13 protein-coding genes are annotated in these 13,117 nt (G+C 72.7%); 12 read left to right on the top strand and 1 reads right to left on the bottom strand.

Translation table 11 applies throughout. The annotated features are described in order from the left end of the window. Positions 1–381 precede the first annotated feature (381 nt). The 12 genes from ftsZ to ABD976_RS00270 all read left to right on the top strand — a co-directional run bounded on the left by ftsZ (position 382) and on the right by ABD976_RS00270 (position 11,974). The gene (ftsZ, locus tag ABD976_RS00325; RefSeq protein ID WP_345355158.1) at positions 382–1,848 is read left to right on the top strand and encodes a cell division protein FtsZ; all 1,467 of its coding nucleotides are present in this window, start codon (positions 382–384) and stop codon (positions 1,846–1,848) included. 160 nt (positions 1,849–2,008) lie between these two features. Next, the gene (pgeF, locus tag ABD976_RS00320) at positions 2,009–2,713 is read left to right on the top strand and encodes a peptidoglycan editing factor PgeF (RefSeq protein WP_345355155.1); all 705 of its coding nucleotides are present in this window, start codon (positions 2,009–2,011) and stop codon (positions 2,711–2,713) included. Beyond that, entirely contained in the window at positions 2,710–3,435 is a 726-nt protein-coding gene (locus ABD976_RS00315; protein WP_345355152.1) for a YggS family pyridoxal phosphate-dependent enzyme, read from the top strand. The genes pgeF and ABD976_RS00315 overlap by 4 nt, the downstream gene beginning before the upstream one ends. Before the next feature lie 70 nt (positions 3,436–3,505). Beyond that, a complete protein-coding gene (locus ABD976_RS00310) occupies positions 3,506–4,102 on the top strand; it encodes a cell division protein SepF (RefSeq protein ID WP_345355149.1) in 597 nt (198 codons plus the stop codon). A 19-nt stretch (positions 4,103–4,121) separates the two neighbouring features. After that, complete coding sequence (locus tag ABD976_RS00305) at positions 4,122–4,406, top strand: YggT family protein (RefSeq protein ID WP_345355146.1); 285 nt, start codon at positions 4,122–4,124, stop codon at positions 4,404–4,406. Positions 4,407–4,451: 45 nt separating this feature from the next. Next, positions 4,452–5,288, top strand: coding sequence for a DivIVA-like cell division protein Wag31 (wag31, locus tag ABD976_RS00300; protein WP_345355143.1), 837 nt, complete (start codon positions 4,452–4,454; stop codon positions 5,286–5,288). A gap of 128 nt (positions 5,289–5,416) precedes the next feature. Continuing rightward, entirely contained in the window at positions 5,417–5,854 is a 438-nt protein-coding gene (locus ABD976_RS00295) for a hypothetical protein (RefSeq protein WP_345355141.1), read from the top strand. 280 nt (positions 5,855–6,134) lie between these two features. After that, complete coding sequence (gene ileS / locus ABD976_RS00290) at positions 6,135–9,311, top strand: isoleucine--tRNA ligase (RefSeq protein ID WP_345355138.1); 3,177 nt, start codon at positions 6,135–6,137, stop codon at positions 9,309–9,311. Positions 9,312–9,481: 170 nt separating this feature from the next. Further along, a complete protein-coding gene (locus ABD976_RS00285) occupies positions 9,482–10,111 on the top strand; it encodes an HD domain-containing protein (protein WP_345355135.1) in 630 nt (209 codons plus the stop codon). A gap of 41 nt (positions 10,112–10,152) precedes the next feature. Further along, positions 10,153–10,734, top strand: coding sequence for a signal peptidase II (gene lspA / locus ABD976_RS00280; protein ID WP_369775366.1), 582 nt, complete (start codon positions 10,153–10,155; stop codon positions 10,732–10,734). Further along, positions 10,731–11,663 (top strand): RluA family pseudouridine synthase, encoded by a 933-nt coding sequence (locus ABD976_RS00275; RefSeq protein ID WP_345355132.1) that lies wholly within the window; start codon positions 10,731–10,733, stop codon positions 11,661–11,663. Before lspA ends, ABD976_RS00275 begins: the two co-directional genes overlap by 4 nt. A 53-nt stretch (positions 11,664–11,716) precedes the next feature. Further along, positions 11,717–11,974 carry a hypothetical protein gene (locus ABD976_RS00270; RefSeq protein WP_345355129.1) on the top strand — a complete coding sequence of 86 codons (258 nt, stop codon included), beginning with the start codon at positions 11,717–11,719 and terminating at the stop codon, positions 11,972–11,974. A 17-nt stretch (positions 11,975–11,991) separates the two neighbouring features. Here ABD976_RS00270 and ABD976_RS00265 read toward each other — a convergent pair whose 3' ends face one another. After that, the gene (locus tag ABD976_RS00265) at positions 11,992–12,936 is read right to left on the bottom strand and encodes an AsnC family protein (protein WP_345355126.1); all 945 of its coding nucleotides are present in this window, start codon (positions 12,934–12,936) and stop codon (positions 11,992–11,994) included. Positions 12,937–13,117: the final 181 nt, after the last annotated feature.

Genomic DNA, 13,117 nt, shown 5'->3' with positions numbered 1-13,117 from the left:
AATTCGCGGCTCCGACCGCGCCCAGTGCCCGTCCGGGTGAAGGGTGCTCGGGGTACGGTGTCGGTGGGGTGATCACGTCGCGACGTGATCACCCGAGGGGAGGAAGACAAGGGGCTCGGCTCGCTGTTCCGCCGACGACGGTCCGGGGGCCGGTGCGGGTGCGCGGCAGGACACACCTGGTCGCGGGACCGGCGTGGCTGCTGGACTTGGGTCCGCGGACCTGCTTACCGTCCGCACCGAGCGCGGGACCGGTGATCGAACGGTCCTGCTGCCGCCGACGACCTCGGTGCCGGAGCGGCGGTGGTTCCCGCCGACGGGCGGCGCGGCAGTACCGGTGGTAGAAGCAACGAGCACAGAGCCACGATCAGGAAGGCGGATCCGATGACGCCCCCGCACAACTACCTCGCGGTGATCAAAGTCGTCGGCATCGGCGGCGGCGGCGTCAATGCCGTCAACCGCATGATCGAGGTCGGTCTCAAGGGCGTCGAGTTCATCGCGGTGAACACCGACGCCCAAGCCCTGCTGATGTCCGACGCCGACGTGAAGCTCGACATCGGTCGCGAACTCACCCGCGGTCTGGGCGCGGGTGCCGCTCCCGAGGTCGGCAGGCAGGCCGCCGAGGACCACAAGGAAGAAATAGAAGAGGTCCTCAAGGGCGCCGACATGGTCTTCGTGACCGCGGGCGAGGGCGGTGGCACCGGGACCGGTGGCGCACCGGTCGTCGCCTCGGTGGCGCGCAAGCTCGGGGCGCTCACCATCGGCGTGGTTACCCGGCCGTTCTCCTTCGAGGGCAAGCGCCGGGCGCAGCAGGCCGAGGAGGGCATCAAGGCGCTGCGCGACGAGTGCGACACGCTGATCGTCATCCCCAACGACCGGCTGCTGCAGCTCGGCGACATCGGGGTCAGCCTGATGGACGCGTTCCGCTCCGCGGACGAGGTGCTGCTCTCCGGTGTCCAGGGCATCACCGACCTGATCACCACCCCGGGTCTGATCAACCTCGACTTCGCCGACGTCAAGAGCGTCATGTCCGGGGCGGGCAGCGCCTTGATGGGCATCGGCTCGGCCCGCGGGGAGGGCAGAGCCGTGGAAGCCGCGCAGAAGGCGATCAACTCGCCGTTGCTGGAGGCCTCGATGGAAGGCGCCCACGGGGTGCTGCTGGCCATAGCGGGCGGTTCGGACCTCGGCCTGTTCGAGATCAACGAATCCGCCTCGCTGGTGCAGGAGTCGGCGCACCCCGAGGCGAACATCATCTTCGGCACGGTGATCGACGACTCGCTCGGCGACGAGGTGCGGGTGACGGTGATCGCCGCCGGGTTCGACTCGGGCGCGCCCACCCACAAGAAGCTGGAGCCGACCCGGGTCGGGGGCAGGTCCGAGGACGAGCCGCCGACCGAGGTGCCGCCGCGCGAGGACCCGGAACCCGCCGCGCCGCAGCAGGTCGAGCGGGCCCCGGAACCCGTCCAGCAGCCGGCGCAACAGCAACCGGCCCCGCAGCAACCGGTCCAGCAGCAGCCCGTCCAGCAACCGGCCGCCCAGCAGCCGCCCGCGCCGGCGCAGCCCGCCCAGCAGGAGGTGCCCGCCGAACCGCAGCGCCCGGCGCCGGTGCAGCGGGAGGACCAGCCCGCCGAGCAGGACCAGCAGCGCACCGGGTTCCCCCAGCGCTCCGGGATGTTCGGCGGCGACGGCTCCACCACCGGCGGCGTGTCGGTGCCGACCCGCGCCGGGAGCGGCTACCCGACGCACACCGGCACCTCGTCCGGCCGTTCCGGCTCGGTGCCGAACCGGCCGGTGCCGGTCTCCGACGACACCGACGACGACGTCGACATCCCGCCGTTCATGCGCCGCTGAGCACCGACCGCACCGGCCCCGGAGCGCGGCGGCGGGTGCGCGAGAATCGGCACCGGGAACGTTCCGTTCCCGGTGTCGTTCCACGTGCGGCGCCGGTTCCCGCCGGGAACCGCCCGCCCCGGTCAGGCCAGGAGGCTGAGCAGCAGTGCGGATTCGTCGCGTGATCACCACGCGGGAGGGCGGCAGCTCCCGGCCGCCGTTCGACTCGTTCAACCTCGGCGGCCGGGTCGGCGACGACCCCGAGGCGCTGGCGGCCAACCACCGCAAGCTCGCCTCCGGCATCGGACTGCCCGCGGACCGGCTGGTGTGGATGGAGCAGATCCACGGCCGCACCACGACGATCGTGGACGGACCGCAGGCCGAGCCGGTGGAGGCCACCGACGCGCTGGTGACCGCCGAACCGGACCTGGCGCTGGTCGCGCTGACCGCCGACTGCGTCCCGGTGCTGCTGGGCGACCCGGAGACCGGGGTCGTCGCGGCGGTGCACGCGGGCCGCGTCGGCGCCCGGGTCGGGGTCCTGGTCTCCGCGCTGGAGGGGATGCTGGAAGCCGGGGCGCGGCTGGGGGCGATCGAGGCGCTGCTGGGACCGGCGGCCTGCGGCGAGTGCTACGAGGTGCCCGCCGGGATGCAGGCCGACGTGGAGCGGCACCTGCCGGGCAGCGCCTGCAAGACCCGCCGGGGCACGCCGGGGCTGGACCTGCGGGCCGGGCTGTGGGAGCAGCTCGCCGCGGCCGGGGTCGGCAAGGTCGGCGTCGACCCGCGCTGCACGATGGAATCCCCGGAGCTGTTCAGCCACCGCCGCGACGAGGGCCGCACCGGCCGGTTCGCCGCCCTGGTCTGGGCCGAGCCGGAGGAGCGGTCGTGAACCGGCGCGAGGAGATCGCCGAATCCCTCCGCGAGGTCGAGGAGCGGGTCGCGGCGGCCTGCCGGGCGGCGGGGCGGGAGCGCTCCGAGGTGGAACTGCTGGCGGTGACCAAGACGTTCCCGGCGTCGGACGCGGCGCTGCTGGCGGATCTGGGGCTCACCGCGTTCGCGGAGAACCGGGAGCAGGAGGCGCGCGGCAAGGTCGGCGAGTTCGACGCGCTGCGCCCGGCGGCCGGGGTGCGCTGGCACATGGTCGGCCAGCTCCAGCGGAACAAGGCGCGCTCGGTGGTCCGCTGGGCGGACGTGGTCGAGTCGGTGGACAGCGAGCGGCTGGTGGCGGCGCTGGGCAAGGCGACCTCGAACGCGCTGGCGGCCGGGGAGCGGTCCGCGCCGCTGGAGGTGCTGATCCAGGTCGGCCTCGACGAGTCGCCCGGGCGCGGTGGTTGCCCGCCGGAGCAGGTCCAGTCACTCGCAGAGGTGATCAGTCGCACGAGTGATCTTCGACTGCGGGGAGTGATGGCCGTGGCCCCATTGGGCGGTGACCCGGTTGTGTCCTTCGATACACTTTCGGCGATCTCCGAGCGTCTCCGCCGGGATCACCCGGAAGCTGGCGACGTGTCCGCCGGGATGAGCGGTGACCTGGAAAGTGCCGTGGCCCACGGCTCGACGCGCGTGCGTGTCGGAACCGCGCTGCTCGGCGGGCGCCGGTTAATCTCGCCGTAGCCGCATCAGGGGGTCGAAGGTCGTCCGCCTTGTGCTCGGTGCGAAGGAGTCGCAGAGGAAGGGCATGCCGATGAGCGCTTTGCACAAGTTGAAGGCCTACTTCGGCATGGTCCCGGCCGACGAGGTGGACGAGTACGACGACGACGTCTACCGCGACCAGGAGACCTTCGACACCGCCGCCCGCAGGCGGCCCGGCGGTGTGCGTGGAAGCTACCAGTCCGAGGCCGACGGCGAGCCGGAGGGCTACGTCGAGGACTACCGCGAACCGCCGCGTTCGCGCAGGCCGTGGACTTCGGAGACCTCGGCGCGGGGGACGCTGTCCGGGGACCAGTCGCGGGAGTCGGTCTCCCGGCTGCGGGCGGTCACCGACACCGGCACGCAGTTCAACTTGAGCAAGATCACAACCCTGCACCCGCGCAGCTTCAGCGAGGCCAGGACGATCGGGGAGCAGTACCGCGACGGCACCCCGGTCATCATGAACCTGACCGAGATGGACGAGTCCGACGCCAAGCGGCTGGTGGATTTCGCCGCCGGGCTGGCCTTCGGCCTGCGCGGATCCATCGAGAAGGTCACCAACCGCGTGTTCTTGCTCTCACCGCCCAACGTGGACGTCGCGGCCGAGGACAAGCGGCGGCTCGCCGAGGGTGTCTTTTTCAACTACGGGTGAGTGGTGGCAGAGTTGAGGCGTGTACCCGCTGCAGATCGTCCTGTTCTACGTTCTGTTCTTCTTCTGGTTGCTGCTCACGGCACGTATCGTGGTGGAGCTCGTAAGGGTGTTCGCCCGCGATTGGCGGCCTGTTGGGGGGGTTGCAATCGCGTTGGAGAGCATCTACACAGTGACCGATCCGCCGGTCCGGCTGTTGCGTCGGGTGATGCCGACGGTCCGGATCGGCGGTGTGGGACTGGACCTATCGATTATGGTGCTGCTGCTGGTCGTGTTCATACTGATGCGACTGGTCCAACCCGGGTGACGGGGAACCCGGGACCCGCAGCCGAGGAGTGCGTGAGGTGATCTTGTGGGCTTGACCCCCGCCGACGTGCATAACGTCGCGTTCAGCAAACCTCCGATCGGTAAGCGGGGCTACAACGAGGACGAGGTGGACGCGTTCCTCGATCTCGTTGAAGCCGAGCTTGCCCGGCTGGTGGAGGAGAACAACGACCTGCGGAGCCAGGTGGAGCAGCTCGAGACCCAGCTCCAGTCCGCCCAGGTCGACCTGGAGGACGCCCGCAGCCAGGCGGCGTCGGTCTCCCCCGCCCCCGCCGCCCAGGAGGAACCGCGCCGACTGACCCCGGTGCCGGCGCCACCGAACCCGGCCGAGCAGACCTCGCCCGGCGGTGACCACCACGTCCAGGCCGCGAAGGTGCTCGGCTTGGCGCAGGAGATGGCCGACCGGCTCACCGGCGAGGCCAAGGCCGAGGCCGACGGCATGCTCTCCGACGCCCGGACCAAGTCCGAGCAGCTCCTGTCGGAGGCCCGGTCCAAGTCCGACAGCATGGTGAACGAGGCGCGCACCCGCGCCGAGACGCTCATCAACGACGCCCGGACCCGCTCCGAGACGCTGGAGCGGCAGTCCCGCGACAAGGCGGCCAGCCTGGAACGCGACGCGCAGCGCAAGCACGCCGAGGTGATGGGCAACATCACGCAGGAGAAGAACGCGCTGGAGAAGAAGATCGAGACGCTGCGGACGTTCGAGCGCGAATACCGCACCCGCTTGCAGACCTACCTCGAATCGCAGCTCCGCGAACTGCAGGACCGCGGCTCGGCCGCGCCCGCCGACAGCAGCGGCGGCAGCAGGTCGTCGGGCCAGCAGACCAGCTACAGCTTCGGCGCCAGAGCGGCCGAAGCGGGCTGAGGACGCGCGACGAGGATGACCACCACGGCGGTGGCGGGCTGCGGTCCGCCACCGCTGGAGTGCGTTTCGGGGCCGTTGCCCGCTAGGTGGTCCCCGCCGCGCCGGACGGCGAGGAGCGTGACGTTGCTGTGCTGCTGATCGTGCTGCTGCTGGTGGTGGCCGCGGCGGGGGTGCTGGCCGCGGCGGTCGGCACCGGGCACCCGGGGTGGGCCTGGTACTCGGTCCTGCTGAGCGCGCTCGCGGTGCTGCTGCTGGTGCTCGACCGGATCCGCCGCCGGCGCGCCGCCGCGCCGGGACGACCGGTCGGCTCCGGTCCGGAACCCGAGTTCGCCGATGCGCCGGAGGTCCCGGAGCCGGAGGTGGGGCGCGGTGGCGAGCCCGCCGCCGACGCCGAGGTGCTGGTGGTCGACGAGCACCCGCGCTACCACCTGACCGGCTGCGACTGGATCGCCGGGCAGGAGACGATCCCGCTGCCGCTGGCCGAGGCCCGCGAGCTCGGCTTCACCCCGTGCGGGGTGTGCGCCCCGGACTCGACGCTGGCCGCGCGGCCGGCGGGCAACCGCTGAACCCCGTCGCCGCGGCTCGCCGCGGCTCGCTATCCTGGTCGGCACAGGCGATGATCCGGCCATCACCGGGGAGCTTCCGGAAGAAGGGGTCGCCGCGGCGGCCTTGGTAGAACCGGACGGGTCCGGCCCGTGACAGCCGACGAGGAGCGGTCGTGCGCACCGGACGGCGGGTGCACGGCAAGCGGGGTGGTACCGCGGCCGCGTGCGAGGCACGCCGGGTCGTCCCCGGGCCGACGAGGTCGGGCGGGATCGACGACACACCGCGAGGAGCGCATCCGCGATGGCTTACCCGAAGGTTCAGTTCAGCGGCGCCGGTGAACCGGAGCCGGCCCGGTCGGCGGGGGTGCCCGCGCAGCCGTCCTTCCCGGACGTCGAGCGCGCGGTGCTGGACTTCTGGGCGGCCGACGGCACGTTCCGGGAGTCGGTGCGGGCCCGCGAGGCCGGTGCCCACGGCGCCAACGAGTTCGTGTTCTACGACGGCCCGCCGTTCGCCAACGGCCTGCCGCACTACGGCCACCTGCTGACCGGCTACGTCAAGGACGCGGTGCCGCGCTACCAGACGATGCGCGGCAAGCGGGTCGAGCGCCGGTTCGGCTGGGACTGCCACGGGCTGCCCGCCGAGGTGGAGGCGGAGAAGCAGCTCGGCATCACCTCGAAGTCCGAGATCGAGTCGATGGGCGTCGCCGAGTTCAACGAGGTGTGCCGGACCTCGGTGCTGCGCTACACCGCCGAGTGGGAGGACTACGTCACCCGGCAGGCGCGCTGGGTGGACTTCGACAACGACTACAAGACGCTCGACCTGGACTACATGGAAAGCGTCATGTGGGCCTTCAAGACCCTGTGGGACAAGGGTCTGGTCTACGAGGGCTTCCGGGTGCTCTGGTACTGCTGGCGCTGCGAGACGCCGCTGTCCAACACCGAGACGCGGATGGACGACGTCTACCGGCAGCGCCAGGACCCGGCGGTGACCGTCGGGCTGCGGCTGGAGGCGCCGGGCGAGGTCTACGACCGGGCGCTGGCCCTGGTGTGGACCACGACCCCGTGGACGCTGCCGTCGAACCTGGCCGCCGCGGTGCACCCCGAGGTCGACTACGTGCTGGTCGAGCCCGCGGGAAGCGACGAGCGCTACGTGCTGGCCGAGGCCCGGCTGGGCGCCTACGCGCGGGAGCTGGGCGAGGACGCCGCCGAGCACGTGGTGGCCCGCTTCACCGGCGCCGACCTGCTCGGCACTGGGTACGCGCCGCCGTTCGACTTCTTCACCGGCCGCGAGGGCGCCCACCGGGTGCTGGCCGCCGACTACGTCACCACCGAGGACGGCACCGGGATCGTGCACATCGCCCCGGCCTTCGGCGAGGAGGACAAGGCCGTCACCGACGCGGCGGGCATCGAGCCGGTCGTCCCGGTCGACGCGCACGGCCGGTTCACCGCCGAGGTCGCGCCGTACGAGGGCCTGCAGGTCTTCGAAGCGAACAAGGCGATCGCCCGCGACCTCAAGGACGCCGGGCTGCTGCTGCGGCACGAGACCTACGACCACCCGTACCCGCACTGCTGGCGCTGCGACAACGCGCTGATCCAGCGCGCGGTGTCGTCCTGGTTCGTGGCGGTCAGCCGGTTCCGGGACCGGATGTCCGAGCTGAACCAGCAGATCGGCTGGGTGCCCGAGCACATCCGGGACGGCCAGTTCGGCAAGTGGCTGGACAACGCCCGCGACTGGAACATCTCCCGCAACCGGTACTGGGGTTCGCCGATCCCGGTGTGGGTCTCGGACGATCCGGCCCACCCGCGCACCGACGTCTACGGTTCGCTCGACGAGCTGGAGCGCGACTTCGGGGTGCGCCCGACCGACCTGCACCGACCGGGGATCGACGAGCTGACCCGGCCGAACCCGGACGACCCGACGGGGCGGTCGACCATGCGCCGGGTGCCGGAGGTGCTGGACTGCTGGTTCGAGTCCGGTTCGATGCCCTTCGCCCAGGTCCACTACCCGTTCGAGAACGCGGACTGGTTCGAGCACCACTACCCGGGCGACTTCATCGTCGAGTACAACGGCCAGACCCGCGGCTGGTTCTACACGCTGCACGTGCTGGCCACCGCGCTGTTCGACCGGCCCGCGTTCGCCAACGTGGTGGCGCACGGCATCGTGCTCGGCCACGACGGGCTCAAGATGTCCAAGTCCAAGCGCAACTACCCGGACGTCAACGAGGTCTTCGACCGCGACGGCTCGGACGCGATGCGCTGGTTCCTGATGTCCAGCCCGATCCTGCGCGGCGGCGACCTGGTGGTCACCGAGCGCGGCATCCGGGACGCGGTGCGGCAGGCGGTGCTGCCGCTGTGGAACTCGTGGTACTTCCTCGCGCTCTACGCCAACGCCGAGGGCGCGGAGGGCCGGACGCGGGTGGGCAGCGAGCACGTGCTGGACCGCTACGCGCTGGCCAAGACCCACGAGATGGTCGGCGACGTGCAGGCCGCGATGGACGCCTTCGACCTCGCCGGGGCCTGCGCCACCGTGCGGGAGTTCCTGGAGGTGCTGACCAACTGGTACGTGCGCCGGTCCCGCGACCGGTTCTGGGCCGGTGACCGGGACGCCATCGACACCCTGCACACCGTCCTGGAGGTGACCTGCCGGGTGGTGGCGCCGCTGCTGCCGCTGACCGCCGAGGCGGTGTGGCGCGGGCTGACCGGGCAGCGGTCGGTGCACCTGGCGGACTGGCCGCTGGTCGACGAGCTGCCCGCCGATCCGGCGCTGGTGGCCGCGATGGACCGGGTGCGCGAGGTGTGCTCGGCGGCGCTGGCCCTGCGCAAGGCCAACAAGCTGCGGGTGCGGCTGCCGCTGGCCTCGCTGGTGGTGGCCACCCCGGACGCCGGGTCGCTGCGGCCGTTCGCCGACCTCATCCGCGACGAGGTCAACGTGAAGTCGCTGGAGCTGACCACCGAGGTCGCCGAGCACGGGCACTTCGAGGTCGCCGTCAACGCGCGGGCCGCCGGGCCCCGGCTGGGCCGCGACGTGCAGCAGGTGATCAAGGCGGTCAAGGCGGGCGACTGGCACCGCACCCCGGAGGGCGCCGTGGTGGCGGCGGGCATCGAGCTGGCCGAGGGCGAGTTCTCCGAGCGGCTGGTGTCCACCGACCCCGGTGCGGCCTCCGCGCTGCCCGGTGGCCGCGGCCTGGTGTCGCTGGAGACCGAGGTGACCCCGGAGCTGGCGGCCGAGGGGCTGGCCCGCGACGTGGTGCGGGTGATCCAGCAGGCCCGCCGGGACGCCGGGTTCGAGGTCTCCGACCGGATCACCGCCGAGCTCGCGGCACCGGAGGAGGTGCTGGCCGCGGTGGCGGCGCACCGCGACTTCATCGCGGCCGAGACGCTGGCCGACGCGGTGGACCCCGGCCCGGCCGAGGGCGGCTTCGCCGGCACCGTCGGCGAGGGGATCGACCTCACCGCCCAGGTGCGCCGCAAGCCGTGACGCCGCCGGAGGTGGCGAGGTGAGGGGCACCCTCGCCCAAGTAACTTGGGCAAGGGTGCCCCTCACGCACGTCTCGAACGGGTGAGCAGAGCGAGGGGTGGCGGCGGCTCCCCGGGTACCCGAGTCGTCGCGGGAGTCCCCGCAGCCACCGGAACCGCCGAGGAGGAGCCATGCCGCTGGACGTCGAGGTGCCGCGCACGGAACTGGCCCGCGAGGCCACCGAACTGGTGCGGGACACCACGAGCGAGTTGATCTACCACCACTCCCGGCGGGTCTACTTCTTCGGCGCCCTCCAGGGGCGCGCCCGGGGGCTGAGCTGGGACCCGGAGCTGCTCTACCTCGGCGCCCTGTTCCACGACGTCGGCCTCGGCGCGGAGTTCCACACCAGCGGACGCCGCTTCGAGGTGGACAGCGCCGACGAGGCCCGCCGCTTCCTGCGCGCCCGCGGTGTCCCGGACGACGGCGTCCGGCGGGTGTGGACCGCGATCGCGCTGCACACCACGCCGGGCATCCCGGAGCACATGGAGCCGGAGGTGGCGCTGGTCACGGCCGGGGTGGAGTACGACGTGCTGGGGCTGGGCTTCGACGCCATCACCGCCGAGGACCGCGCCGAGGTCGTCGCGCAGCACCCGAGGCCGGACTTCAAGAACCGCATCCTGGAGGCCTTCCGGCAGGGCGTCGAACCCAAGCCGGAGACCACCTTCGGCAACGTCAAGGCCGACGTGCTGGCGCACTGCACGCCCGGCTTCGAGCGCGGCGACTTCGTCCGCACCATCCGCGAGTCGCCCTGGCCGGAGTGACCACCGGCGACCGCGCCGAGCGCGTCGGGGACAATGGCGGCGTGAGCACCGAGCCGACGCCCGCCGAGCAGCCTCCCGGACCGACCGGGTCGCCCCGCCCGTGGAAGCTGCCCGTCCTGCTGTTCGGGGTGGCCGCCGCCGTGCTGCTGCTCGACATCGCGACCAAGGTCGCCGCCGTGGCCTTCCTGGAAGGTGAGGTGCCGGTCGAGCTGCTCGGCGGGCTGGTCTACCTCGACGTGCTGCGCAACCCGGGCGCGGCCTTCTCGCTGGGCACCGACTTCACCTGGCTGCTGTCGCTGCTGGCGATCGCCGTGGTGCTGGGCATCTGCTGGCTGGCGCTGAAGGTCCGCTCGACCGGCTGGGCGATCGGCCTCGGACTGGTGCTGGCCGGGGCCGCCGGGAACCTGGTGGACCGGATCTTCCGCGCCCCCGGACCGCTGCGCGGGCACGTGGTGGACATGATCTCGGTGCTGGAGCCGGGCGGGGCGTTCTTCCCGGTGTTCAACGTCGCGGACTCCGCGATCTGCTGCGGCGGCGCCCTGGTGGTGCTGCTGACGGTGCTCGGCCGGGACTACGACGGCACCGTGCACCGCAAGGGCGGGAAGGCGGAGGCCGCCTCGTGACCGAGCTGCGCACCCTCCCGGTGCCCGAGGGGCTGGACGGACTGCGGGTCGACTCCGGGCTGGCCAAGCTGCTCGGCCTGTCCCGCAGCGTGGTCGCCGGGCTCGCCGAATCCGGCGACGTGCTGGTCGACGGCGCGCCGGCGGGCAAGTCGGACCGGCTCATCGCCGGGGCCTGGCTGGAGGTCTCGCTGCCCTCGGCGGACCGCACCATCGAGGTCGTCCCGGTGCCCGTCGAGGGCCTCGGCGTGCTGCACGAGGACGACGACATCGTGGTGGTGGACAAGCCGATCGGGGTCGCGGTGCACCCGAGCCCCGGCTGGGAGGGCCCGACCGTGCTCGGCGGGCTGGCCGCCGCGGGCGTGCGCACCGCGTCCTCCGGGCCCGCCGAACGGCAGGGCGTCGTGCACCGCCTCGACGCCGGGACCACCGGCGTGATGGTCGTCGCCAAGAGCGAGTTCGCCTACGCGGCGCTCAAGCGGGCGTTCAAGGAACGCACCGTCGACAAGCGTTACCACGCCGTCGTGCAGGGCCACCCGGACCCGAGCCGGGGCACCATCGACGCGCCGATCGACCGGCACCCCCGGCACGACTACAAGTTCGCGGTGGTCACCGGCGGCAAGGCCAGCATCACCCACTACGAGACCGTCGAGGCGTTCCGCGCCGCCTCGCTGGTGGACGTGAAGCTGGAAACCGGCCGCACCCACCAGATCCGGGTGCACTTCTCGGCGGTGCGCCACCCCTGCGCGGGCGACCTCACCTACGGCGCCGACCCGGTGCTGGCCCGCAAGCTCGGGCTGACCAGGCAGTGGCTGCACGCGCGCAGCCTGTCCTTCGAGCACCCCGGGGACGGCCGGTGGGTCACCTTCGAGAGCCCGTACCCGGCCGACCTGCAACACGCGCTGGACGTGCTCCGGGACCAGGACCGCTGACCCGCGGCACCGGGTAGCGTGGTGGTCCGCCAGATCATCCGCAGGAGGCCCCGATGAACCCGGAGTCGCGTTCGCCCGACGACGTCCCGACCCCGCCCACCGGACTGCCGGTCGTCGACGAGGACGGTCGCAGCCTCGCCGACCTGATCCGCGCGGAGGACATCGGTTCCGCCGCGCCCGCGGTCTTCGGCGAGCCCGCCGCCGGCGGCGCCGACGCCCCGGCGGGGGACTGGCCCGAGCTGGAGTACCGCAGCAAGGAGCAGCCCGCGCGCCGGAGCCCGCTCGACTGGATCCGCCGCCGGGACCGCTGAGCGGCCCGCCGCGGTGGCTACAGGTCCGTGATGTCCCAGAGCAGGGTCCGCTGCTCGTCGCCCGGCCTGGGCGACCAGCGGACCGCGGTGAGCTCGGTGGCGTCCGGCAGCACGTAGACGGTGTGGCCGCCCGCGGTTTCCCCCGGCGGAACGCCGATCCGGTGCGGCGGCCGGGAGGACAGCGACACCGACGCCTTGCCCACCGCCGACCCGTCGGTGGCGACCAGCTCCAGGTGCAGGTCCGGCAGCGAGTTGAACGGCGTGGCGCCCCGGTTGGTCAGCTCGGTGTGCACCACGACGGCGCGCTCGCCGTCCTGGAGCTCGTAGCCGGCGGCGGTGAACAGGAAGTCGGCCGGGTCCACCACCTCGACGAGCTGGATGGTGATCCGCTCGCCTTCCAGGCCCTCGACGTCGAGCTTGCTGCCGACCTTGCCGGTGCGCACCGGCTGCGGGCGGGCGGGGCGCGGCGGCTCACCGCGCGCCCACGCGGCCGAGCCGGGCGGACCCCACACGTTCACCGGGTCCGGCGGGCCGGGCGGCTGGCCGAACGGCGGCGGCGTCGGGGTGAAGCGCTGCGGCCCGCTGGTGCCGGGCCCGGGGTGGGCGCCGCTGTACCCACCGCTGGGCGGCTGCGGGTACGGGCCGCTCGGCGGTTGTCCGGGACCCGGGTACGAGCCGCTGGGGGTCGGGTAGGAGCCGCTGGGCTGCTGCACCGGGTACGCTCCGCTGGCGAGGTTCTGCGCGTTCCACGCCTGGGCGGCGGCGACGGCCTTGCGGATGCCCTGCTGGTCGCATTCCACGCCGACCAGCAGCGGCAACCCGGTGGTCGAGAGCACGGCCAAGCGCGCGGCGACGTCCCGCACGTCCATGCCGAGCCGACCGGCGATCTCGGGCACCGACGCACGGCCCATCTCGGCGACGACGGAGAGCAGACGTACGTCCACGGGATCTGGGCCAGCCACGTCGGTCCACGCTACCCCCTCCACTGATCGTGGACAGCGGGGGCGCCGGGTTTTTCCGGGTCGCGGCGCGCCTGAGCCGTTGCGCGGGCCCCGGGCGCGGGAGCGTCAGGCTGGCCGCTCCCCCGGAAACCCGCGCAGGAAGGCGCTGTCCAGCGACTTCGTCTCCACGGAGAACGGCCTG

Origin of the sequence: Saccharopolyspora cebuensis (genome assembly GCF_039542665.1) — a bacterium.
Classification (GTDB): domain Bacteria; phylum Actinomycetota; class Actinomycetes; order Mycobacteriales; family Pseudonocardiaceae; genus Saccharopolyspora; species Saccharopolyspora cebuensis.
The sequence above is the reverse complement of the archived record's forward strand: the minus strand, read 5'-3'. Positions and strand labels throughout refer to the sequence as shown.